The sequence below is a fragment of the Terrabacter sp. Ter38 genome, from assembly GCF_024519435.1.
In the GTDB taxonomy this organism is placed as follows: domain Bacteria; phylum Actinomycetota; class Actinomycetes; order Actinomycetales; family Dermatophilaceae; genus Terrabacter.
The window spans coordinates 52,641-75,877 of sequence record NZ_JALJRZ010000010.1 but is presented as its reverse complement, the minus strand read 5'-3'; the positions used below and the strand labels follow the sequence as shown (position 1 = coordinate 75,877).

23 protein-coding genes are annotated in these 23,237 nt (G+C 71.7%); 12 read left to right on the top strand and 11 right to left on the bottom strand.

Going from position 1 to position 23,237, the window contains the following annotated elements:
• The first annotated feature begins 49 nt into the window (after window positions 1–49).
• Window positions 50–3,685 (top strand): S8 family serine peptidase, encoded by a 3,636-nt coding sequence (locus NR112_RS18360; RefSeq protein ID WP_256795733.1) that lies wholly within the window; start codon window positions 50–52, stop codon window positions 3,683–3,685.
• 86 nt (window positions 3,686–3,771) lie between these two features.
• Here NR112_RS18360 and NR112_RS18355 read toward each other — a convergent pair whose 3' ends face one another.
• Window positions 3,772–4,443, bottom strand: a complete 672-nt coding sequence (locus NR112_RS18355; RefSeq protein WP_256795732.1) for a response regulator — start codon at window positions 4,441–4,443, stop codon at window positions 3,772–3,774.
• Window positions 4,440–6,197, bottom strand: coding sequence for an ATP-binding protein (locus NR112_RS18350; RefSeq protein ID WP_256795731.1), 1,758 nt, complete (start codon window positions 6,195–6,197; stop codon window positions 4,440–4,442). Before NR112_RS18350 ends, NR112_RS18355 begins: the two co-directional genes overlap by 4 nt.
• 102 nt (window positions 6,198–6,299) lie before the next feature.
• Here NR112_RS18350 and NR112_RS18345 point away from each other — a divergent pair, with 102 nt between their 5' ends.
• From NR112_RS18345 to NR112_RS18330, 4 genes are read left to right on the top strand one after another with little or no spacing between them, the layout of a single operon-like run.
• Complete coding sequence (locus tag NR112_RS18345; protein ID WP_256795730.1) at window positions 6,300–7,325, top strand: tripartite tricarboxylate transporter substrate binding protein; 1,026 nt, start codon at window positions 6,300–6,302, stop codon at window positions 7,323–7,325.
• A gap of 2 nt (window positions 7,326–7,327) precedes the next feature.
• Entirely contained in the window at window positions 7,328–7,915 is a 588-nt protein-coding gene (locus tag NR112_RS18340; RefSeq protein WP_256795729.1) for a tripartite tricarboxylate transporter TctB family protein, read from the top strand.
• Window positions 7,915–9,462 (top strand): tripartite tricarboxylate transporter permease, encoded by a 1,548-nt coding sequence (locus NR112_RS18335; protein WP_256795728.1) that lies wholly within the window; start codon window positions 7,915–7,917, stop codon window positions 9,460–9,462. The genes NR112_RS18340 and NR112_RS18335 overlap by 1 nt, the downstream gene beginning before the upstream one ends.
• Entirely contained in the window at window positions 9,459–9,851 is a 393-nt protein-coding gene (locus NR112_RS18330; RefSeq protein ID WP_256795727.1) for a universal stress protein, read from the top strand. Before NR112_RS18335 ends, NR112_RS18330 begins: the two co-directional genes overlap by 4 nt.
• A gap of 78 nt (window positions 9,852–9,929) precedes the next feature.
• On the opposite strand, the gene NR112_RS18325 is transcribed toward NR112_RS18330, so the two are convergent.
• The 4 genes from NR112_RS18325 to nth all read right to left on the bottom strand — a co-directional run bounded on the left by NR112_RS18325 (window position 9,930) and on the right by nth (window position 13,592).
• Window positions 9,930–10,718, bottom strand: a complete 789-nt coding sequence (locus NR112_RS18325; protein ID WP_256795726.1) for a GNAT family N-acetyltransferase — start codon at window positions 10,716–10,718, stop codon at window positions 9,930–9,932.
• A gap of 275 nt (window positions 10,719–10,993) precedes the next feature.
• Window positions 10,994–12,196 carry a MarP family serine protease gene (locus tag NR112_RS18320; RefSeq protein WP_256795725.1) on the bottom strand — a complete coding sequence of 401 codons (1,203 nt, stop codon included), beginning with the start codon at window positions 12,194–12,196 and terminating at the stop codon, window positions 10,994–10,996.
• The gene (locus tag NR112_RS18315) at window positions 12,193–12,936 is read right to left on the bottom strand and encodes a CoA pyrophosphatase (RefSeq protein ID WP_256795724.1); all 744 of its coding nucleotides are present in this window, start codon (window positions 12,934–12,936) and stop codon (window positions 12,193–12,195) included. Before NR112_RS18315 ends, NR112_RS18320 begins: the two co-directional genes overlap by 4 nt.
• Complete coding sequence (nth, locus tag NR112_RS18310; protein ID WP_256795838.1) at window positions 12,933–13,592, bottom strand: endonuclease III; 660 nt, start codon at window positions 13,590–13,592, stop codon at window positions 12,933–12,935. Before nth ends, NR112_RS18315 begins: the two co-directional genes overlap by 4 nt.
• Before the next feature lie 237 nt (window positions 13,593–13,829).
• On the opposite strand from nth, the gene gntA reads away from it, so the two are divergent.
• From gntA to NR112_RS18295, 3 genes are all read left to right on the top strand, one after another.
• A complete protein-coding gene (gntA, locus tag NR112_RS18305) occupies window positions 13,830–14,606 on the top strand; it encodes a guanitoxin biosynthesis heme-dependent pre-guanitoxin N-hydroxylase GntA (RefSeq protein WP_256795723.1) in 777 nt (258 codons plus the stop codon).
• Window positions 14,607–14,649: 43 nt separating this feature from the next.
• Window positions 14,650–15,333: a DUF1989 domain-containing protein gene (locus NR112_RS18300; RefSeq protein WP_256795722.1), complete on the top strand. Its 684-nt coding sequence runs from the start codon at window positions 14,650–14,652 to the stop codon at window positions 15,331–15,333.
• A 65-nt stretch (window positions 15,334–15,398) separates the two neighbouring features.
• Entirely contained in the window at window positions 15,399–16,076 is a 678-nt protein-coding gene (locus NR112_RS18295; RefSeq protein ID WP_256795721.1) for a Crp/Fnr family transcriptional regulator, read from the top strand.
• 62 nt (window positions 16,077–16,138) lie between these two features.
• Here NR112_RS18295 and NR112_RS18290 read toward each other — a convergent pair whose 3' ends face one another.
• From NR112_RS18290 to NR112_RS18270, 5 genes are read right to left on the bottom strand one after another with little or no spacing between them, the layout of a single operon-like run.
• Window positions 16,139–16,783: a nucleoside/nucleotide kinase family protein gene (locus NR112_RS18290; RefSeq protein ID WP_256795720.1), complete on the bottom strand. Its 645-nt coding sequence runs from the start codon at window positions 16,781–16,783 to the stop codon at window positions 16,139–16,141.
• Window positions 16,784–16,812: 29 nt separating this feature from the next.
• Window positions 16,813–17,610 carry an MBL fold metallo-hydrolase gene (locus tag NR112_RS18285; protein WP_256795719.1) on the bottom strand — a complete coding sequence of 266 codons (798 nt, stop codon included), beginning with the start codon at window positions 17,608–17,610 and terminating at the stop codon, window positions 16,813–16,815.
• 40 nt (window positions 17,611–17,650) lie between these two features.
• The gene (locus NR112_RS18280; RefSeq protein ID WP_256795718.1) at window positions 17,651–18,553 is read right to left on the bottom strand and encodes an NUDIX hydrolase; all 903 of its coding nucleotides are present in this window, start codon (window positions 18,551–18,553) and stop codon (window positions 17,651–17,653) included.
• Window positions 18,550–19,014: a RidA family protein gene (locus tag NR112_RS18275; RefSeq protein WP_020145788.1), complete on the bottom strand. Its 465-nt coding sequence runs from the start codon at window positions 19,012–19,014 to the stop codon at window positions 18,550–18,552. The genes NR112_RS18280 and NR112_RS18275 overlap by 4 nt, the downstream gene beginning before the upstream one ends.
• A gap of 14 nt (window positions 19,015–19,028) precedes the next feature.
• Window positions 19,029–19,184, bottom strand: coding sequence for a DUF4177 domain-containing protein (locus NR112_RS18270; protein ID WP_142179199.1), 156 nt, complete (start codon window positions 19,182–19,184; stop codon window positions 19,029–19,031).
• A 73-nt stretch (window positions 19,185–19,257) separates the two neighbouring features.
• Here NR112_RS18270 and NR112_RS18265 point away from each other — a divergent pair, with 73 nt between their 5' ends.
• The 4 genes from NR112_RS18265 to NR112_RS18250 all read left to right on the top strand — a co-directional run bounded on the left by NR112_RS18265 (window position 19,258) and on the right by NR112_RS18250 (window position 23,167).
• Window positions 19,258–20,028, top strand: a complete 771-nt coding sequence (locus NR112_RS18265; RefSeq protein WP_256795717.1) for a S9 family peptidase — start codon at window positions 19,258–19,260, stop codon at window positions 20,026–20,028.
• A 386-nt stretch (window positions 20,029–20,414) separates the two neighbouring features.
• On the top strand, window positions 20,415–20,747 hold the full coding sequence (locus tag NR112_RS18260) for a hypothetical protein (protein ID WP_256795716.1): 333 nt from the start codon (window positions 20,415–20,417) through the stop codon (window positions 20,745–20,747).
• Window positions 20,748–20,942: 195 nt separating this feature from the next.
• Complete coding sequence (locus NR112_RS18255; RefSeq protein ID WP_256795715.1) at window positions 20,943–21,995, top strand: ArsA-related P-loop ATPase; 1,053 nt, start codon at window positions 20,943–20,945, stop codon at window positions 21,993–21,995.
• The gene (locus NR112_RS18250; protein ID WP_256795714.1) at window positions 21,992–23,167 is read left to right on the top strand and encodes an ArsA family ATPase; all 1,176 of its coding nucleotides are present in this window, start codon (window positions 21,992–21,994) and stop codon (window positions 23,165–23,167) included. The genes NR112_RS18255 and NR112_RS18250 overlap by 4 nt, the downstream gene beginning before the upstream one ends.
• Window positions 23,168–23,237 lie beyond the last annotated feature (70 nt).

Genomic DNA, 23,237 nt, shown 5'->3' with positions numbered 1-23,237 from the left:
TGCTCTGTCATGATGCGCTCGCACCGCCACTTCTCACAGGGGCTCCTCCATGTTCACACGCCGGCCGTTCGCCGCTGCCCTGACGCTTGCGCTCGTCGCGCCCGTCACGCTCCTCGCCACTTCCGCGGGCGCCGACGCGGCCCCGTCGCCCACCGCGCGACCGGACCAGGGCATCGCCACGAAGCACCTGCCGCGGCCGACCCGACCTGACGTGCAGATGCAGGCGCACGACCCGCACACGGTGCTCGTGAAGTTCAAGACGTCCGCATCCAAGGCGACCCGCGACCACGCCGTCACGGGCCGTGGAGCGCGCACCGTCGAAGCCGTCCCCGGCACCGGTTTCGTCTCGGTCCGCACGACCGACCGGGCCGACGACCTCGCCCGCCGGCTCGAGAAGGACCCGACCGTCGCCGAGGTGACCCTCGACTACGTCCGCACGGCGTCCGCGACGCCCAACGACCCCGGCTACCCTTCCCAGCCGTACCTCTCGACGGTGCGCGTGCCGGCCGCCTGGGACCGCTCGAAGGGGTCGAGCAGCATGGTGGTCGCCGTCGTCGACTCCGGCGTCAACGGCCTGCACCCCGACCTCGCCGGCCGCGTCCTCGCCGGCTACGACGCGACGACGAACTCCTCCATCCCCGCCGGCGCACCGAGCGACGACTTCGGTCACGGGTCGATGGTCGCCGGGCTCATCGGCGCCGCCACGAACAACGGCCTGGGCATCGCCGGTGTGGCATGGAACGCGCGCATCCTGCCCGTCCGGGTGCTCGACGGCGCCGGCTCCGGCACCGACACCGACGTCATCGAGGGCGTGACGTGGGCCGCCAACAAGGGCGCCAAGGTCATCAACCTCTCGCTCGGCGGCCCGAACGACAGCCCCGCACTGCACGAGGCCATCAGGTATGCCGTGGGCAAGGGCGCGGTCGTCGTCGCCGCAGCAGGCAACTCGGGAGCCCTCGAGCCGATGTATCCCGCCGCCTACAGCGAGGCGTTCGCCGTCGCAGCGACGGACAACCAGGCCCGACTGACCGACTTCAGCACCTTCGGCCCCTGGGTCGACCTCGCCGCACCGGGCTTCGACATCGTCTCGACGGGGCTCGACGCCGACTACTACACGGCGAGCGGCACCTCGTTCTCCGCGCCGATCGTCTCCGGGGTGGCCGCCCTCGTGCGCACCCAGTCCCCCACCCTCACGCCGGCTCAGGTCGTCGCACGGCTGCGCTCGAGCGCTCGCGACGCCGGTCCGCGCGGCATCGACCCCTATGTGGGCTACGGCGTCGTCGATGCTGCCAACGCGCTGGGCGGCGGCTGGGCCGCCGACTTCGCGCTGCCCTCGCTCGGGTCTGGCGAGCCCAACGACCTGCCCAGTCGGGCGACACCACTGACCGGGTCGGCCACCGCCTCCCTCGCAGTCGAAGGTGACGTGGACTGGTACCGCGTCGACACGACGACGACCCAGCCGCTGTCCGTCGCCGTGAAGCCCGCCGCCTACGACGAGGGCGTGCCGCAGAACGGCGACCCCGTCGTGACCGTCTACGACCAGGGCCTCCGGCGAGTCGCGTCGAGCGACCATGACGGCCCCGGCGGCCCGGAACTCGCAGGCTGGACCGCTGCCCCCGGCGCCTCCTACATCAAGGTCGAGAACTACAACGGTGCTCGGGACGCCCGCCCCTACACCGTCACGCTCGGCCGCCACACCGGCCGCGCGCTCAACGCGCCGTCATGGCTCGAGCAGCCGACCCCGCAGGACGGGGCGACAGCCGTGGCCGACCTCACCGGCGACGGTCGGGACGACGTCGTCGCCAACCTCGGTGCCTACGGTGACGAGGTCGTCCCCCGCGGCGTCGTCGTCTACGCCCAGTCGGCCTCTGGCGAGCTCGACGGCGGTACCTTCCACCCGACGGCCGACGACACCCCGGTGCAGCAGCTCGACGTCGAGGACGTCGACGGCGACGGCCGTGTCGACGTGCTGGCAGCGACGTTCCAAGGCCTTCAGGTCTTCTACCAGGGTGCCGACGGCTCGCTCGGAGACGCCCAGTACCTGGCCGGGGTGCAGGGGGCCCAGGCCCACGACGTCGTCGCGGGAGACCTCGACGACGACGGCGACGCCGACCTCGTGACCACCATCTACGGCTCTCCGGCCATCATGATCCGCCAGGCTGACGGACGCTACACCGAGGTCCTGCGCGTCCACTCCAGCACGTCCGACCTCGCCATCGCGGACGTCGACGGCGACGGCCGGCCCGACGTCGTCGGCCTCAGCGGCTACGCCGTACGCGTCATCCACAACACCCCGTCGGGATGGAGCGACAGCCTGACGCCCGTCACCGTCCCGGACGGCTCGAGCATGAGCGGCCTGCAGCTCGTGGACGTCACGCGCGACAGGCGCACAGACGTGGTCGTGGTGATCCGTAGCCTCGACGGACCGGCCATGCTCGGCACCCTGGCCCAGGGAGCCGACGGCACCCTCGGAGCCGTCACGACGAACCGCCTGCCGGCCTTCAGCGAGACCTTGGCGTCCGGCGACGTCACCGGCGACGGGGTCACCGACCTCGTGACGTCCGGCACGGGCACCAATGCGACCGTCTCCGTCCTGCCAGGCCTCAGCAGCGGCGGGGTGGGTGCGGCGGCCACGACGGCGACCGGTGACTCTGTCTGGCCCGCCCGACAGGGCGAGCTGTCGACCGGCGACGTCGACGGCGACGGCCGTGTCGACGCGGTCCTCAAGACGGGCTCGGGCATCGCCGTGCTGCACAACGCGACGGCGTCGACCGTCCCGACGGGGTCCGCGCTCTGGGTGCGCAGCACGACGCCCAGCGACTTCGGGTCGGGGATGACGCAGACCTACACCCCGACGGTGACCTTCGCGCGTGACGTCGTTCCGTCGAGCGTCACCTCGTCCAGCGTGCGGATCCTCAATGGCCGCAACGGATCCGCTGTCCCCGCCACGGTCACCTACGACGCAGCCCGGCGCACAGCGACGGTTCGGCCGGCATCGCCGCTCTACGACAACGCGCCCTACCGCCTCACCGTCTCCGGGGTGAAGGACACGTCGAGCGCCACGATGACGACGGCATACTCCTCGACGTTCCGCACCGTCGACGTGGCACCGAAGGGCGTCGGGGCGTTCCGGGTGACCGGCGCGCTGCGCGCGGCGACGCTGACGTGGACGGCACCGGCGGTCAACGACCTCGACCGCTACGTCATCCGGATGGCCACGGGATCCACCCCGCCGTCCAACCCGACGACCGGCACCGCCGTCTACGCGGGCACGACGCTGAGCGCCAAGGTCAACCTCGGCCAGGGGACGACGTACAGCTTCCGCATCTGGGCCAAGGACCGCTCGGGCAGGTACAGCGCCGCCTCGTCAGCGCGTCTCGTGGGCACCGCAGAGACCATGACGTCCACCGTCACCTCGCTGACGAAGGGTCGCACGGTCACGGTGAGCAGCAAGCTGACCCGTCGCGACACCGGAGGTGCCATCGCCGGCGTCCCGGTCCAGCTCTACTGGCGCCGGGTCGGCTCCGCCACGTGGAACCTCACGGCGACGCGCACGTCGAGCTCCACCGGCGCCGTGACGTTCACACACAGCCCCACGGCATCGGTCGACTACATGTGGGTCTACCGCGGTTCGGGCTCCTTCGTCGGCTCGAGCAGCGCCCTGCGCCGGGTCACCGTCCGCTGACGAGCGGACGTCCGACCGCACCGAGCACCGACGCCGCAGGGCCCCGTCCGCGTGGACGGGGCCCTGCGCGTGGTCGGCGGGTGCGGTCAGAGCCAGCGGTAGCGACGCTCCGGGCGACCGGTCGTGCCGTAGCGAAGGGTCACCTCGGCCTGGCCGAACGACACGAAGTGCTCGAGGTAGCGTCGGGCACTGACCCGCGAGATGCCCACGGCCTCAGCACATTCCGTCGCCGACAGCGTCTCGCTCGACTCGCGGAGCGCCTTCTCGACGGCCTCCGCCGTCTCGGCGCTGAGGCCCTTCGGCAGGACCGCCACCGGGCCGCGGCCGACCGGCTGCGACGTGAACGCCGCGTCGATCTCCTCCTGCGTCGGGGCGTCGCTGAGACCACGGGCCCGCTCGGCGGCATACGCCCGCAGTCGCTGCTCGAGGTCGGCGAAGGCGAACGGCTTGAGCAGGTAGCCGACGACGCCCTGGCGCACAGCGCCGCGCACCGCATCGGCCTCCTTCGCGGCGGTGATGACGAGGACGTCGCACGCGTGCCCCGCCGCGCGCAGGCGCGTGACGACGTCGAGCCCGAACGCGTCGGGGAGGTACAGGTCGAGCAGCACGAGGTCGGGCCGGAGCGACTCGACCAGCGCCAGAGCCTCCTCGCCCGACTGAGCCGTGCCGACGACCTCGAAGCCGTCGATGCGCTCGACGAAGCCGCGATGGATGCGGGCCACCATGAAGTCGTCATCGACGATGAGCACCGTCGTCATCGCTTCTCCTCCGTGTGCCCGTTGGCGGCCTCGACGGTGAGGCGGGCGAGGAACTTCGCGCCCGTCGGGGTGTTCTCCACCTCGACCTCGCCGCCCCGACGTTGGCAGATCAGACGCGTCAGCGCCAACCCGATGCCACGCTCGCCAGCCCGGGCCGCCTTCGTCGTGTAGCCGTGGGTGAAGACCTCCGTCACGACCTCGGGTGCGATCCCGGGCCCCGAGTCGACGACGCTGACCTCGAGCGAGCTCGCGTCCTGGCGGATCGTCAGCTCGACCCACTTGTCCGGCCCTTCCGACGACGCGGCGGCGTCGATGGCGTTGTCGACGAGGTTGCCGACGACGGCGGCGACGTCGGCCGAGTCCCGCGGGCCGACGCGACCGAGTGAGGTGTCGTCCGAGACTCGCAGCTCGACCCGCCGCTCGGTCGCCTGCGCGGCCTTGGCCATGACGAGTGCCGTCACGGCGGTGTCGCGGATGCGGCGCGACACGGTGAGGTCGAGCTGCGCCCGGTGCTCGCTCACGGCGTCGACGTAGCCGACGACCTCGTCGTACTCGCCGAGCTGGATGAGCCCCGAGATCGTGTGCAGCTGGTTGGCGAACTCGTGTGCCTGCGCCCGGAGCAGCTCGGTCGTGCTGCGGAACGAGCCGATCTCGCGCTCGAGGTCGGCGAGCTCGGTGCGGTCGCGCAGGGTCGTCACCGAGCCCAGCGGCCGGCCGTCCTTGCTGACCTCCATGCGGTTCATGACGAGCACCCGTCCACGCCGCAGCACCACCTGGTCGTGGGGCGCCCGACGCACCTCGTCGCCGCTCGCACCACCCGTGGCAGCGCTCGCCACGTCGTCCGTCCCGCGCTCCCCCTCCGTCTCGGTCTCGTCGGTCTCGTCCGTCACCCCACGCAGCACGTCACGCAGCCGTGGACCGATCGGGAGGTCGTCGAGACGCATCCCCACGGCGTGCTCCGGCAGGTCGAGCAGCCGCTGGGCGACGTTGTTGACCAACGTGATCCGCTCGTTCGTGTCCAGCGCGACCACACCCTCGGCGAGCCCGAAGAGCATCGCCTCCCGGCTCTCCGCGAGACCCGTGATCTCGGCCGGCTCGAGCCCGAGCGTCTGCCGCTTGATGCGGCGGGCGAGCAGCCACGAGCCCACGCCTCCGAGCACGAGGGCGATGCCGAGGTAGGTCGGCAGGTAGGACGACGCACCTTGGAGGCGGTCGAGGGCGGACGGCATGCGCACGGCGACCATGACGGTGCCCAGCTGGGCGCCGACGGGCAGCGGCGCCGACTCCGACGACGACGTCGGCGTGTAGAGCAGCGGGCTCTGCGCGACGATCATCCGCTCGCCCTGGACGTCCATGACTCCCGTCCAGCTCGCCCCCTCGCCGACCGCCGGCGCACCGAGCGGGATGCGGGTCTTGTCGATGGTCGGGTCCGACGACACCCGCGCGATCTCGTCGGCGTCGGCGATCGTCACCGACGTGACGGTGTACTGGGTCACGACCGACTGCACGACCGCCGGGAGCACGTTGACGACCCCGCCGGGGCCCATCTCGGTGCGCACGATCGGGGTGCTGGCGAGCTGCTCGGCGATGGCCGACACCCGACGACCCTCGGTCCGGGTGAACGTCGACTCCGACTGCGCGAGGGACACCAGTGCGACGGTGACGAGCACACCGAGCAGGATGACCATCTGCACGACGAGCAGCTGCCCGGCGAGGGAGAGGCGACCGAAGCGGCCCGGTCTCTGCGTGACCAAAACGAACTCAACCTTCATTGCTGACACAAGGGCGACACGGCGTCGTGACGCAAGCCACGATCATGCCGTTCCAGCCACAGAACGCGAAAGTAGACCTCAACGATGAGCACTCGTACTCCCGCCCGCAGGTCCGTCCTGCTCGGCGTCACCATCGGCGTCACCGCCCTGGCCCTCTCGGCCTGCGGCGCCACTGCCAAGAAGGACGACGCCGCCACCGGCGCGGCCGGTGGCTCCCCCGCCAGCAACCTCCAGATCATGGTCCCCAACGCCCCCGGCGGCGGCTACGACACGACCGCCCGCACCGCGGCGAAGGTCATGGAGGCCGCCAAGATCACGAGCCCGATCCAGGTCTTCAACCTCCCGGGCGCCGGCGGCACCGTGGGCCTGCAGCGCACGGTCAACGAGAAGGGCAACGGCAAGCTCGCCATGCAGATGGGGCTCGGCGTCGTCGGCGCGGCCTACACGCAGAAGAGCCAGGCCACGCTCAACGACACCACCCCGATCGCCAAGCTCATCGAGGAGGCCGGCGCGATCGTCGTGCCGAAGGACTCGCCCTACACGGACGTCAACGCGCTCGTCGCGGCGTGGAAGGCCGACCCCAAGAAGGTCAACGTCGGCGGCGGCTCGTCCCCGGGCGGACCCGACCACCTGCTCCCGATGCAGCTGGCCAAGGCTGTCGGGATCGACCCCAAGACCGTCAGCTACATCGGCTTCGACGGCGGCGGCGAGCTGCTGCCGGCCCTCATCGGCAACAAGATCTCCTTCGGGTCCAGCGGCTTCGGCGAGTTCCTCGACCAGGTCAAGGCCGGGCAGGTCAAGGTCCTGGCGGTCACGAGCGAGAAGCGCATCGACGCCCTCCCCGACGTGCCGACCCTCAAGGAGTCCGGCATCGACCTCGTCTTCACCAACTGGCGCGGCATCGTGGCCCCTCCCGGCATCTCCGACGCCGACAAGGCCACGTGGATCGACGCGCTGACGAAGATGCACGCCTCGCAGGGCTGGAAGGACGAGATGGAGAAGCGCGGCTGGACCGACGCCTTCGTCACCGGCGACGCGTTCGGCACCTTCCTCAAGGAGCAGGACGCCTCTGTGGCCTCGATCCTGACCACCCTCGGGCTCGCGAGCTGACCATGTCGGACCACACCCCAGACCCCACGCGCGACGCGCCCGCCGGTGCTGTGACCAGCACCGCCGGCCCGTCCGCCGTCACGTCCGACGGGGTGGCCACGCAGGGCCGCGGGGACCGCGCGCAGTACGGCATGTGCGCGTTCCTCGCGGTCCTCGGCGGGCTGCTGCTCTTCGATGCGGCCCGCATCGGCCACGCGACGAGCAGCAACGACCCCGTGGGTCCCCGCCCCGTACCGATCATCCTCGGCATCCTGCTGCTCGTGACCGCCGTCCTGTATGCCGTCGACGTCTACCGCGGCGGGGTCGGCAGCGCCGAGGAGGGCGAGGACGTCGACCTCTCGACCGGCTCGGACTGGAAGACCCTGGGCCTGCTCGCCGCCTTCTTCGTCCTCAACGCCGTGCTCATCGAGCCGCTCGGCTGGGTCATCAGCGGCACCATCCTCTTCGCCGGCTCGGCCTTCGCCCTCGGCAACCGCCACCACGTGCGCGGTCTGCTCTTCGGCCTGGGCCTCGCGCTCGCCACCTTCTACGCCTTCGCCATCGGGCTCGACGTCAACCTGCCCGCCGGCGTGCTGCAAGGAATCCTCTGATGGACAACTTCGCCAACCTCATCGACGGGTTCGGGCACGTCCTGACCCCGATGAACCTGCTCTTCGCCCTCATCGGCGTCACCATCGGCACCGCCGTCGGCGTCCTCCCGGGCATCGGTCCGGCCATGACCGTCGCGCTGCTCCTGCCCGTCACCTACGGCCTCGAGCCGACCCAGGCCCTCATCATGTTCGCCGGCATCTTCTACGGCGGCATGTACGGCGGCTCGACGACCTCGATCCTGCTCAACACCCCCGGCGAGTCCTCGTCGGTCGTCACGGCCATCGAGGGCAACAAGATGGCCAAGGCCGGCCGGGCCGCGCAGGCGCTCGCGACCGCCGCCATCGGGTCGTTCGTCGCCGGCACGATCGGCACGCTGCTGCTCGCGCTCGTCATGCCGCAGGTCGTGAAGTTCGCGGTCAGCCTGGGTGCCCCCGAGTACTTCGCGATCATGCTGCTGGCCTTCGCCGGCGCGAGCGCCGTGCTCGGCAGCTCACGCATCCGCGGCTTCGCGGCCCTGCTGATCGGCCTTGCCATCGGGCTCATCGGCATCGACAAGGTGACGGGCCAGCAGCGCATGACCTTCGGGACTGCCCAGCTCGCCGACGGCATCGACGTCGTCGTCGTCGCGGTCGGCATCTTCGCCGTCGGCGAGGCGCTCTGGGTCGCGGCCCACCTGCGGCGCAAGGCCGCCGGCGTCATCCCGGTCGGCCGTCCGTGGATGGGCCGGGACGACTGGGGCCGCTCGTGGAAGCCGTGGCTGCGCGGCACCGCCCTCGGCTTCCCGTTCGGCGCCCTCCCCGCCGGTGGAGCCGAGATCCCGACCTTCCTGTCCTACATGACCGAGCGCAAGCTCTCGAAGCGACCCGAGGAGTTCGGAAAGGGCGCCATCGAGGGCGTCGCCGGACCCGAGGCCGCCAACAACGCCTCGGCCGCCGGCACCCTGGTCCCGATGCTCGCGCTCGGCCTGCCGACCAACGCGACGGCCGCGATCATGCTCGCCGCACTGCAGGGTTGGGGCCTCGAGCCGGGCCCCCTGCTCATGGAGAAGCAGCCCGTGCTCGTCTGGACGCTCATCGCGAGCCTCTTCGTCGGCAACACGATGCTGCTCCTGCTCAACCTGCCGCTCGCCCCGGCCTGGGCCAAGCTGCTCCAGATCCCGCGTCCCTACCTCTACGCCGGCATCCTCTTCTTCGCCTCCATGGGGGCGTATGCCGTCAACGCCCAGCCGTTCGACCTGCTCCTGCTGCTCGCGCTGGGCATGGTCGGCTTCGCGCTGCGCCGCTTCGGACTGCCCGTGCTGCCGCTCATCATCGGCGTCATCCTCGGACCGCTCGCCGAGCTGCAGGGGCGGCGCTCGCTCCAGCTCTCGGGCGGCGACCTCAGCGGTCTCGTCGGCGGCCCCGTCGCCTGGGTCTGCTTCGCGATCATCGCCCTCGTGCTGGTCTGGCCGCTCGTCGGCAAGCTGACCGGGCGGGGTCGCGGACGCGGCCGGGGCGGCGACGGCCCCGGCGCGGACGCCCCCGCGACGAAGGAGGTCATGGCATGACGATCCTGGTCGGCTACATCCCGACCTCACAGGGGGAGGCGGCCCTCGCGGCCGCGATCGCCGAGGCGAAGGCGCACGACGAGTCGGTGCTCGTCATCAACATGTCCCGCGACGACAAGCTCGTCGACGCCCACCGCGCCGAGGGCTCGGACCTCGACCGGCTCGACGCCGACCTGGCCGAGTCCGGGGTCACGCACGAGGTGCGGCGCATCGAGCACGGCACCGACCCGGCCGACCAGCTGCTCGAGGTCGTCGACCGGGAGCAGCCGCGGATGCTCGTCATCGGCATCCGGCACCGCAGCGCCGTCGGCAAGCTGCTCCTCGGCTCGACCGCGCAGCGCCTCCTGCTCGACGCCACCTGCCCGGTCCTCGCCGTCAAGGCGGACTGAGCGACCCGGCATACGCCCCTGTTCGAGGTGGTACCGGCAGCCACGGTGCTGCCGGTACCACCTCGACGCGCAGGGCCGTCACGACGCGTCAGCAGGCGCCCGGGAGACGGCGACGTGGCGGGCGACCTCGACGAAGCCGGCCCGCTCGTAGAGCCCGATCGCGGGCCCGCCGTCCTCGGCGACGATGACGAGCCGCCCGACGGCGGGATCCTCCAGTGCCCACTCCCCCGCGGCACGCACGAGCGCACCGGCGATGCCCCGTCGCCGATGGCTCTCGAGCGTCACGACGTCCTGGTAGCGGGCCAGGTCACCGAGCCGCACGATGCCGAGGTTGGCCACGAGCCGGTCACCGTCGAACGCCCCGAACCACCGCGCCCGGCCCGACTCGACGAGCCCGCGCTGCGCCGCCGCCCGCCGCCGCTCGAAGACGAGACGCCCGTCCCGCCGGTCCTCGGGGGTGTCGCTCCCGCCGACCTGGGCCGACTGATCCCAGTCGTCGTCGGACTCGAGCGGCTTGAGCCGTATGCCGTCCGGTGCGTCCCCGGGGGGCGGCACCGACGTCGTGGCGAGGTCGACGTCGACCTCGACGTCCCAGCCCTGGGCGGCCCAGGCCGGAGTGTCGCCGCCGTCGTGCGTGAAGGCGATGGCCCGGTGGTGGGCGTCCGGGAGCTCGGCCTCGAAACGTGCGACCCAGCGCTCCACCTCATCCGAACGGGCCGCGGACGGCACGAGCAGGAAGTTGCCCCACCAGAAGGTCGGGTTGGCCTCGGTGCGCACGACGAGGTGGTCGCCGAGGTCGGTGACGGTCGATCCCTGGAGGCGGAGCAGGTCGAGGTCGGTGGTCAGCCCGGGACTGTCGATGCGCACCCCCCGATCCTTCCACCGTCGAGGGGCCAAGTTCTGCCCAGCCCCAAACGTCGAGAGGCCAAGTTCTGCCCAGCCCCAACCGTCGAGAGGCCACGTTCTGCCCAGCCCCAACCGTCGAGGGGCCAAACTCCGCCCCTCCCCAACCGTCGAGGGGCCACGTTCCGGATGAGCGGTGACCTCTCGACTGCGCTGCGCCAGCGGACAGTGGCCACTCGACGGCGTCACACCGGCGAACTCTGGCCTCTCGACGGTCGTGGGGAGGAGGTACGCGTCGATCAGCCGGCGACGCAGGCGCCGGTGTCGACCTCGGCCCCCGCGGACCTGGCCTCGTCGAGCACCGGCTTGGCCTCGTCGAGCGTCAACGCGTAGCCGGTCGAGTCGTCCTCGAGCGACTTGGCGAAGATGACACCGGCGACCCGGCCCTCAGCGTCGAGCAGGGGGCCGCCGGAGTTGCCCGGCTGCACGGTCGAGGCGAGCGAGTAGATCTCGCGGATGACGCGCTCGCCGCCGTAGATGTCGAGCCCGCGGGCCTGGAGCTGGGCCCGGACACGGGCGGACACGACCCGGTAGGGGCCGTCGAGCGGGTAGCCCGGCACCGCAGCCGAGTCGCCGCGCTTCAGCTCACCGCCGAGCGGGAGCGCCGGCAGAGTCAGGCCCGGCACGCTGAGCACGGCGAGGTCCCGACGCGCGTCGAAGACGATGACACGCGCGCGCAGCGTCTGGTCAGCGCCCTCGACCCGCACCTCGTCGGCACCGGCGACGACGTGGGCGTTGGTGACGATGCGACCCGGGGAGAGCACCCAGCCGGTGCCCTCCTGGCCGCGCTGGCACGACTGGGACTGGGTCGTCACCTTGACGACGGACCGGCCGGCCTCGCGGATCGCCGCCGATCGCGCGACAGCGGGGTCGGGGTCCTGCACCGGGGTGATCGGCTCGGGCGCGAGGTCGCCGAACACCTGCGGGAAGCCTTGGCTCGACAGGAAGCCGCGGAAGCTCGCGAAGACCTGGCCCGTCTGTTCGGGGACCACCGAGTTGACGACCTGCAGCACCTTCGACTCGGCCATCGCCCTGGACAGCGTCGGGTTGCCGGCCGTGCGCAGCGCGCCGCCGATGAACCAGATGATGAGGCTCGCGGCGAGCATGACGACGATGCTGCCGAGGACCGAGTCGACCTGCCGCAGCGGGGTCTGGCCGACGCGACGCCGGATCCGCGCCCCGAGGAGGCTGCCGAGGTACTGGCCGAGCCACCCGAACGCGACGACGCCGAGGATGAGCACGAGCACCCGGGTGCGGTCGTCGTCGGTGACCGCCGGCCACCTCGCCAGCATCTCGGGCAGCTGCCACACCGCGAACATCGCGAACGCGAAGAAGCCGACGAGCGAGAAGACACTCTGGATCAGCCCCTGCCGGTAGCCGGAGTAGGCGTAGGCGAGCAGGAGCAGGACCAGGGCGATGTCGAGCACGACGCTGCCGGTCATGAGCGCCTCCCTCCGAGGTAGCGCTCGGGAAGCTCACGCGTGATCTCAGGGTCCCACGGCCGGGAGAGTCCGCCGAGCTCCAGGACGCTGCTGATCAGCCCGGCGGTGAAGCCCCACAGGAGTAGATGGTCGAGGTCGAAGCCCGGTCCGACGTAGCCCGAGGGGTGGGTCACCGAGAAGCGGGTGGCCGGGTCGATGAGGTGCGAGACCGGCACCGAGAGCACGTCGTGCACCTCGGCCGGGTCGCGGACCCCGATCGGCGACGGCTGCGCCCACCAGCCGAGCACCGGCGCGACGACGAACTGGGCCGGCGCGAGGAAGAGCGAGGGCAGCTGGGCGACGACGTCGACACCCGCCGGGTCGACGCCCGTCTCCTCCTCGGCCTCGCGCAGCGCGGTGGCGACGAGGTCGTCGTCGTCGGGGTCGCGGGAGCCGCCCGGGAACGCGATCTGGGCCGGCTGGGTGCGCATGGTGTGGGAGCGCTCGATGAGCACGACGTGCTCGCCGTCGTCGCCGGCGCCGGCGGGCGGGGGGCCGAAGAGGATGAGGACCGCCGACTCGCGGCCACCCTCCTCCGGTGGCAGGAAACGGGAGAACCACTCCGGCGCGACCTCCTCGAGCCGCACCGCGAGCTCGTCCATCCAGGCCGGGCGCGGCACGGCCCCGGCCCCGTGCGTCGGGGAGGGGTCGATGGAACCCGACCGGCCGGCATACGCGATCCGGCTGAGCGTGTGGGTCACTTCGGCGCCAGCTCGTACTTCAGGAGCTTCGCCGCCTTCTCGGGGTCGGTCTCGCCGGCGCCGTAGCTGGGGCACCAGCGCGCGACCGGGCACGCCCCGCAGGCCGGCTTCTTCGCGTGGCACGTGCGGCGGCCGTGGAAGATGACGACGTGGCTGAGCATCGTCCAGTCCTTGCGCATGAAGAGCGCGCCGACCTCGTGCTCGACCTTGACCGGGTCCTCCTCCTCGGTCCAACCGAAGCGGCGGGCCAGGCGGCCGAAGTGGGTGTCGACGGTGATGCCGGGGACGCCGAAGGCGTTGCCGAGCACGACGTTGGCCGTCTTGCGGCCCACGCCCGGGAGCGTCACGAGGTCCTTGAGGCGCGGCGGCACCTCGCCGTCGAAACGCTCGACGAGGGCGATCCCGAGCTTGATGAGCGAGTCGGTCTTGGCGCGGTAGAAGCCGGTCGGCTGGATGATCGTCTCGAGCTCGGCGCGGTCGGCGTTCGCGTAGTCGGCAGCCGTCGGGTACTTCGCGAAGACGATCGGCGTCACCTTGTTGACCCCGACGTCGGTCGTCTGCGCCGACAGGATCGTCGCGACGAGCAGCTCGAGCGGCGTGGTGAAGTCGAGCTCGCAGTGGGCGTACGGGTAGCGCTCATGGAGGGAGCGGTACATCTTCCGGGCACGCCGGGTCCGCGCCACGGGGGTCTCGTCGTCGATCACGAGGGCTCGGGGGGACACGGACGACACTGTATGCCGCCGCGCTGTCACCCGCTGTCCGCCTCCGTGGGTCGGTCGGTCGGGTCGGGATCGTCCAGGTTTCGGTGCGGGTCCGTCCCGGGCGTGTCCAAGGTTGCGCGCACGGCGAACCCGAGGTGGGTACGTCATGCCTGCACTCGGGAGGAGTCCGACATGTCAACGAATAGGCGCACCGAAGCCCCTGAGCCCATGACGGGGTCAGGTCTGCAGGTCCCCGACGAGCGGCACGGGCTCGAGACCACTCTCGCCATGCTCTCGGACATGGACCTGGCCCACGCATCCGACGCCGACGTCGTCCGGGCCCTCGAGCTGATGGTCACCCACGCCGAGTTCCCCTGCCTCGGGGCCAAGTCCGTCTTCCGCCGCGGCAGCGTGGCGCACGCCGTCCTCGACGACATGACCGACCCCGACGTCCCGGGACAGCTGCTGGAGCGCCTCGAGGGCTTCGCCCGGGCCATCGAGGGCGAGAGCGGCTTCCACTCCTTCATCGCGACGTTCCGCGGGCCCGTGCCGACCGACGAGTCCGACTTCGAGTCCTCTCTCTTCGGCCTGCTACAGAGACTCCACGACGCCGACGACCGTTCATGGGCCGACGGGGTGGGCTCCGACCCCAACGACCCCCACTTCGCCTTTTCCGCCGGCGGCACGGCGTACTTCATCGTCGGGCTGCACCCGGCCGCCTCCCGGGTGGCCCGCCGCGCGCCGCTGCCCACCCTCGTCTTCAACCCCCACGCGCAGTTCGAGGAGCTGCGTACCGAGGGCCGCTTCGACGGGATGCGCACGACCATCCGACGGCGCGACGAGGACCTCCAGGGCTTCATCAACCCGATGGTCGCCGACCACGGCGACAGCAGCGAGGCCAGGCAGTACTCCGGACGGCAGCACCCGACAGGGTGGGAGCCGCCCCTCGACGTCCACGACGCCGACTAGATGCGCACGACCCGACACACCACCGACCACCAGGGGAGCAAGGATGACGATCTCGCAGGACGCACGGCTCATGAGCGACCGCCTCTTCGGCCCCGGAGGCCCCGTGCTGCAACCGACCGGCGGCTACCGTGACGGCATGGACCTGACGCGGCTCGCCCCACAGACCGGCACCGCCTTCCTGCTCCACGCAGGGCAGCGTCTGACTGTCGTCGACCCGACCGGCGAGCAGGTCAGCGACTTCTTCGCCGTCATGGACGACGACCGCGACGAGTGGTTCAGCTCGGGCCGCACCATCGACTACGCCAACTCGACCGCCGTGACGACCGGCAGCGTGCTCTACAGCAACCGGAGCAGGCCGATGGCGACCGTCGTCGAGGACACGTGCGGACACCACGACATCCTGCTGACGCCGTGCTCGCAGCAGACCTTCGACCTGCTCTACCCCGAGTTCGACGGCGCCTACCACCCGAGCTGCTTCGAGAACCTCGCGACGAACATGGCGGCCTTCGGCGTCGAGCCCGACCGCATCTCGACGACGCTCAACATCTTCATGAACGTGTGGAACGAGCGCGACGGCGAGCTGCACATCGACCCGCCGACCTCGAAGGCGGGTGACCGCTTCGTGCTGCGTGCCGAGGCCGACCTCGTCGTCGGCCTGACCGCCTGCTCGGCCGAGAAGTCCAACAACGGAGTCTGCAAGCCGATCGACTACCGCGTCGACGACTGAGACGCACCGCCCGAAACCCCTGTGGTGGCAGGGCGGCGGCCGAGGCGACGTGGCACACTGACCCCGTGGATCTCGACGTGGTGAGGCGTGCGCCCCTGTTCAAGGCTCTGGACGACGAGGCGGCCTCCGCGCTGCAGTCGGAGATGAGCCGGTCGCACATGGAGCGCGGCGACGTGCTCTTCCACGAGGGTGACCGGGGCGACACGCTCTACGTCATCGCCGAGGGCAAGATCAAGCTCGGCCGCACGAGCCCCGACGGCCGCGAGAACCTCGTGGCCATCCTCGGCCCGGGCGAGATGTTCGGCGAGCTCAGCCTCTTCGACCCGGGCCCGCGCACCATGACGGCCACAGCCGTCGCCGAGACGCAGCTCCTCGGCCTCGGCAACGACTCGCTCACGGCGGTCCTCACCGGCCGCCCCGAGGTCTCCAAGGCCCTGCTCGCGGCGCTCGCACAGCGCCTGCGCCGCACCAACGCCCACCTCGCCGACCTCGTCTTCACCGACGTCCCCGGTCGCGTCGCCAAGGCGCTGCTCGACCTGTCCGAGCGCTTCGGCCGCCCGGTCGAGGGCGGCATCATGGTCTCCCACGACCTCACCCAGGAGGAGCTCGCACAGCTCGTCGGCGCCTCCCGCGAGACGGTCAACAAGGCCCTCGCGGACTTCGCGACGCGCGGCTGGCTGCGTCTCGAGGCACGCGCCGTGCTCCTGCAGGACGTCGAGCGGCTCAAGCGCCGCGCTCGCTGAACCCCGCTCCGCCTCCCACCCGGTTGAGGTGGACACGCGGGCAGAACCCCCCGCCGAACACCTCAAACGCTGAAGGTCCAGCCGTCCGGGCCGTTGCGCACGAGGCGGTCGGCGCCGCCGGTGGCCAGGACGAGCGCCGCGTTGACGTCGTCGTTGCGGGCCACCCAGGCCTCGGCCTCGGCCGGCGCCTTGCCGAACCGGACGTGTCGCTCGACGAGCCGCGACCGCCGCAGGCCGTCGTCCCCCGACACGAACCAGACCTCGGCCATCTGGGCCCTGGCCCGCTCCCACCGCTCCTCGGGCAGCAGCAGGTAGTTGCCCTCGGTCACGACGAGGCGGGCGGCCGGGGGCACGACCACGGCCGCCGCGATCGGCTGCTCGAGCGTCCGCTCGAAACCGGGCGCGTAGACCCACGCGTCGGGCCACTCCACGAGACGACGCAACAGGGCGGCATACCCGTCGGCGTCGAAGGTGTCCGGCGCACCCTTGCGCGACCGCGAGCCGAGCCGGTCGAGCTGGACGTCAGCGAGGTGGAAGCCGTCCATCGGCACGTGGGCGACCCAGTCCGCACCCGCGCGGGCCGCGACGGCCTCGAGCAGCGCCTCCGCGAGAGTCGACTTGCCCGCCCCCGGCGCCCCGGCGATGCCGAGCACGACCCGCCTGCGGTCACCGACGAGGCCGATCGCCGCAGCCGCGAGCTCGTCCATGCCGTGCACCGTCGGAGCCTCCCACTCCCTCACGGGTGGGTGCGGAGGTACTCGAGCTGCGCCTGCACGGACAGCTCCGCCGCAGGCCACACGCTCCGCGGCACGTCGGCGTAGACGTCCTCGACGACGGCGTATGCCGTCTGCGCACCCCGGGCGACCGCGTCGCGCACCTGGTCCAGCCGTTCGGCGCGGTGCCTGAGGTAGAAGGTCACCGTGGCGGCCGCATCGGGGACGAACGGCCCGTGGCCCGGGAGCAGACTCGTCACGTCACCGGCCCGGGTCAGGGCCTCGATGCGGTCGAGCGAGGCGAGGTAGGACTCGAGGCTTCCGTCGGGCCAGGCGACGACGGTCGTGCCGCGCCCGAGGATCGTGTCGCCGGTGAGGAGGGTGTTGTCGGCGGGCAGGACGAACGAGAAGGAGTCGCTCGTGTGGCCGGGCGTCTCGACGGCGAGGATCTCGAGCCCCCCGACCGTCATGGTCTCGCCGGCCCAGACGTCGTCGTGGCCGCGCCCGAAGGCGCGCACCGGCGCACCGGTCAGCTCGTGGAACCGGTCGGCGCTCTCGGCGTGGTCGTCGTGCCCATGGGTGAGCAGGGTCAGCGCGACCCGGCGCCCGGTCTCGGCCACCCGCGCCAGCACGTGCTGCAGATGACCTTCGTCGAGCGGGCCCGGGTCGACGACGACGACCTCGTCAGAGCCCGGCTCGGCGAGCAGCCACGTGTTCGTGCCGTCGAGGGTCATCGGCGACGGGTTGGGGCAGAGCACGCACTCGGCGCGCTCGCTCGTGACACCGCCGTGCCAGCCCGGGTCGGCCGCGGTCCCGATCACCGCGCCACCTCCTGGGGCCGGCCCGACGGCGTCACCGGGCTCATCGTTCGACGATCTCCATGGCCGGCCCGCCGGGGCCGTCGACGACCTCCGGCATGATGAGCGGAAGGTGCTCACTGTGCACGACCACGTCTGCGGCAGAAGGCGCGTCGCGGATCTCCTCCACGCACACGACCGTCGGGGGCAGCATGAGGGCCGACCCGGCGGCATACGCCCTCAGCAGCTCGGAGGGCACGACCCACGTCGCCTCGTCGGCCTCGGTGGTCTCGCCGTCGGCCACCTGGAAGGGCGGCATGAGCGCGGCGAAGAACCACGTGTCGTAGCGGCGAGGCTCGAAGACCGGGGTCAGCCAGTGGGCCTTGGCGACGATGAGGTCGGAACGCAGGACGAGGCCCTCGTCCCGGAGCACGTCGGCCAGTGAGAGCCGGCGGTCGACGAGCGCGAGGCGGACGTCGAGCCACTCGGGGCCTTCGACCATGGCGAGCGGTCCGCTCGCCGACGGGCTCGCGAGGAGCACTCCGCACTCCTCGAAGACCTCGCGGATCGCGGCCGCGACGTACATCTGCGCCACCGAGGGCGAGCAGCCGAGCCGGTCGGCCCACTCGGACGGGGAAGGACCCGCCCACGGCAGGCCGATCTCGCCGTCGCGCTCGTCGACGGAACCGCCGGGGAAGACCATCATGCTCGGCGCGAACTCCATCTCGGAGACGCGCCGCAGCATGAAGACCTCGGGTCCGTCGACGCCGTCGACGCCGCCGACACCGTCGCGCACGAGCATCACGGTGCTGGCGCGGCGGGGCTCCGCCTCGTCCCAGCGCTCCCCGGCGAGCCAGCGGGTGGCCGTGTCGGAGATGCCGGGCGTCGTGGTCAGGGGGAACCGGCGACCCGCGGTGCCGGGCACCTGACGGTCACCTGCCGTCATCGTGCCGTCCCCTGCACTCACCGGGCGACGGAGACGATGACCTCGACCTCGACGGGTGCGTCCAACGGGAGCGCAGCGACACCGACGGCCGAACGAGCATGGATCCCCTTGTCACCAAACGCTTTGACGAGCAGCTCGCTCGCGCCGTTGATGACCCCGGGCTGGCCGGTGAAGCCCGGGTCGGAGGCGACGAAACCGACGACCTTGACGACACGGGTCACCGTGTCGAGGTCGCCGATCTCGGACTTGATGGCCGCGATCGCGTTGAGGGCACACGTCTCGGCGAGGGACTTGGCGGTCTCGGCGTCCACCTCGGCGCCGACCTTGCCGGTCGCGGCGAGGGAACCGTCGACCATCGGCAGCTGACCCGAGGTGAAGACGAGGTCGCCCTCACGGACGACGGGGACGTAGGCGGCGACGGGCGGCACGACCTCGGGCACGGTGAGGCCGAGCTCGGACAGGCGGTCTTCGACTGCAGACATGGTGCGCTGACTCCTCAGGACTTCGGGCGCTTAAAGTAGGCGACGAGGCTCGTGCCGTCGGGACCGTTGACGATCTGGACGAGCTCCCACCCGTCCGCCCCGAAGTTGTCGAGGATCTGCTTGGTGTTGTGGATCAGAAGCGGTGCGGTGAGGTATTCCCACTGGGTCATGGCCATCACCCTACTCAGTGGCACCACGGCTCTCTCGGGGTGCGTCGGTGACGCGGGTGGCACCATGACGCCCATGACGAGCAGCCCCTCGACGACGTCCCCCGCGAGCGCCTCGACGCGCTCCTACGGCAGCGACCCCGCGCAGGTCTACGACGTCATCCCGCCGGCCGCCGGCGCCCCGGCCGCGAACGGCACGGTCGTCGTCGTCCACGGCGGCTTCTGGCGGGCGCAGTACGACCGCGAGCACGCGCTCCCCGAGGCTCGCGCCTTCGCGGGGGCGGGCTACCACGTGGTGCTCGCGGAGTACCGCCGAGTCGGTATGCCGGGTGGTGGCGTCCCCGGGACCCTCGACGACATGCGCGACCTCGTCGCGTCGATCGCGTCGCAGCCCGACCTGCCCAAGCCGCTCGTCCTCGTCGGCCACTCCGCCGGGGGACACCTCGTCGCGTGGGCCGCCGGCCAGACCTGGGCCCGCGAGCGCGGGATCGCGGGAGTCGTGTCGCTGGCCGGGGTCGTCGACCTCGGAGCCGCGGACCGGCTGCACCTCGGGTCCGACGCCACGCGGGACTTCGTCGGGTCCGGACCCGGCACGGCGGCGTGGACCTCGGCCGACCCGATGTCGACCCTGCCGCCGAAGGTGCCGGTGCGGCTCGTCAACGGCGCCGACGACGACACCGTGCCGCTGGGCGTCGCCGACGACTACGTCTCGAAGGCGAAGGCGGCCGGCGGCGACGTGACCGAGCAGGTCGTGCCGGGAGCCGACCACTTCGCCGTCATCGACCCCCAGTCAGAAGCCTTCAGGCCGGTCCTTGCAGCCGTGAGCTCCCTCCTCCCATCCGGTTGAGGTAAACCCGCAGCCCTCGCTCCCCTCCCCCTCCTTCCCCGGTTCGAGGTGACCCCGGCAACCCCTTCGGTGCCGCCATCACTTCGACTCCGCGTCGGGTGTCCACAGCCCCACCCGTCGCTGGCGGCTCGTCCACAGACGGGCGTATGCCGCTCGCCCTCCGCTTTAGACCCCGCGACGGTCGGACCCATGAACGGTTCAGAACGACGACGCATCGCCCGCGCGTTGGCCGAGCGACACGGCGGTGTCGTGTCACGAGCGATGCTGCGGTCCGCCGGCATCGAGCGACGGCACGTGGCATACGAAGCCCGTTCGGAACGGTGGGTCGTGCACGGCGACGTCACGGTGGCCGTGCACACCCGGCCGCTGAGCCGTGAGGAGAACCTATGGCGTGCCGTGTGGGAGGTGGGGCCTACTGTCGCAGCCCTCGACGGCGCGAGCGCCTCCTCCCGGAGCCGGACCGGCAGGTGGTCGTCCACACGGATCGAGGGCGGGTCTATCTCGACGTCCGCTGGCGCAACGGGCTCGTGGTCGAGATCGACGGCGTGCAGCACCGGCGCTCTCTGGCCGTCTCGGCGGACAACCTCCGCACCCACGCGCGCGTCCTCAAGGGCGACCGCGCGCTGCGCATCGACCTCGTCGGGCTGCGCGTCTTCACCGACGAGTTCATGAGCCAAGTGGCCCAGGGCCACGCCCAGCTCGAGCACCCGGCTGCCTGACACGCGGCCCGCGAGCGTCACCCTCCGGTTCGAGGTGATCTCGACTGCCACGCGGCCACCGGGATCACCTCGAACGGCGGGTCGGTTGACGGGGGTCGAGGTGATGTCGACACCGACGGGCTACTGGGATCACCTCGAGCCGCGGGTCGGTCACCTCGGACGAGGGTGGGGTGGGGCGGGTCCTAGAGTGGACGCGTGACGACCGGCCCCACCGACCCCTCTTGGGCGCGAGCGCGGCTGCACGTCGTCACCGGCAAGGGCGGGACGGGCAAGACCACGGTCGCATCGGCCATCGCGCTGGCCCTCGCGTCGACCCCCGCCCACGTGCTGCTCACCGAGGTCGAGGGTCGGCAGGGCATCAGCCAGACCTTCGACGTCCCACCGCTCGGCACCGACGAGACCCGCGTCGTGCGCCTCCCCGGGGGCGGCGAGGTCGTCGGCCTGGCCATCGAGCCCAAGGCCGCGCTCCTCGAGTACCTCCAGCTCTTCTACAAGCTCGGGCGCGCCGGCAAGCTCCTCGAGAAGTTCGGCGCCATCGACTTCGCGACGACCATCGCCCCCGGCGTCCGGGACGTCCTGCTCATCGGCAAGATCTACGAGGCCAACCGCCGCCGCCGGGACGGCAAGCACAAGGGCGACGCACCCCACGTCTACGACGGCATCGTCCTCGACGCGCCGCCGACCGGACGCATCGGACGTTTCCTCTCGGTCAACGCCGAGGTGGCCGACCTGGCCCGCGTCGGCCCGATCGCCTCGCAGGCGAGCTCGATCACCCGCCTGCTCGAGTCCGAGCAGACCGTCGTCCACCTCGTGACCCTGCTCGAGGAGATGCCCGTGCAGGAGACCCTCGAGGCCATCGACGACCTGCGCGCCAAGGGCCTGCACCCCGGCGCGATCATCGTCAACATGGTGCGCGAGCCGCTCCTTGACGACACGGCGCTCGAGCAGGCTCGCGAGGGCCGGCTGCACAAGCCGTCGATCCGCACCCAGCTCGGCGAGGCCGGCGTCAAGGCCACACCGGAGCTCGTCGACGGCCTGCTCGAGGAGGCCCGCGACCACGCGCAGCGGATCGACCTCGAGCGCGAGCAGCTCGCCCTCCTCGAGGCCACCGGCCTGCCCATCGTCCAGCTGCCCGCGCTCCCGGGCGGCGTCGACTCGGGGTCGGTCCGCGAGCTCGCCGACCTCCTCGTGCCGCTCTTCGTCCGCCACGCCGGCGTCGGGCCCGGCTCCGGACGGGTCCGCGCATGAGCCCCGGACCCGTCTCGACCGAGCCGCCCCTGCTCAACGTCGACGCCCTCATCGACGACCCGGCGACCCAGATCGTCGTGTGCTGCGGCTCCGGCGGCGTCGGCAAGACCACGACCGCGGCCGCCCTCGGCCTCCGCGCTGCCGAGTCGGGGCGCAAGGTCGTCGTCCTGACGATCGACCCCGCCCGCCGCCTGGCGCAGTCGCTCGGTCTCACCGAGCTCGACAACACCCCTCGGCCGGTCACCGACATCGATGCCTCGGCCGGCGGCAGCCTGCACGCGATGATGCTCGACATGAAGCGGACCTTCGACGAGGTCGTCATCGCCCACTCCGAGCCGGGCAAGGCCGAGCAGATCCTCGCCAACCCCTTCTACCAGGCCGTCAGCAGCTCCTTCGCCGGCACGCAGGAGTACATGGCGATGGAGAAGCTCGGCCAGCTCAAGGCGGGCGCCGGCACCGAGGACGCCCCGTGGGACCTCATCGTCGTCGACACCCCACCGTCCCGCTCGGCCCTCGACTTCCTCGACGCACCGAACCGCCTCGGCAGCTTTCTCGACGGGCGCTTCATCCGCCTGCTCACGGCCCCGGCCAAGGCGGGCGGGCGCGCCGGACTCAAGGTCTTCGGGGTCGGGGTGCAGATCGTGACCTCCACGATGACGAAGGTCCTGGGTGGCCAGATGCTCAGCGACGTCCAGACGTTCGTCAACGCGCTCGACACGATGTTCGGCGGCTTCCGCGAGCGTGCCGACGAGACCTACCGCCTGCTCTCCGAGGACGGCACGGCCTTCCTCGTCGTCGCCGCCCCCGAGCGCGACGCCCTCCGCGAGGCGTCCTTCTTCGTCGACCGCCTCGAAGCAGACGGTATGCCGCTCGCCGGGCTCGTCGTCAACCGCATCGGTCGCGTCTCGGCGACGGGTGTCACACCGTCCCGCGCCTTGGCCGCCGCGGAGTCGCTCGAGGAGAGCGGCGGACCGAAGTCGGCGTCGAACGCCGCGGGGCTGCTGCGGCTGCACGCATCACTGGTGCGCACGGCCGAGCGGCAGCGCGAGCTCGCCGACCGCTTCTCACGGTCACACCCCGGCATACCCGTGGTGCAGGTGCCGGCGCTGGGCCGCGATGTCCACGACCTCGACGGCCTGCGTGAGATCGGGCATGCGTTAGCGGGGTCGTGACCCACCTCGGGTGGCCACGGCCCCGCCCACGTGTGACGTGGACCGACCGGGGACCGGTCGGTGTGGCGCC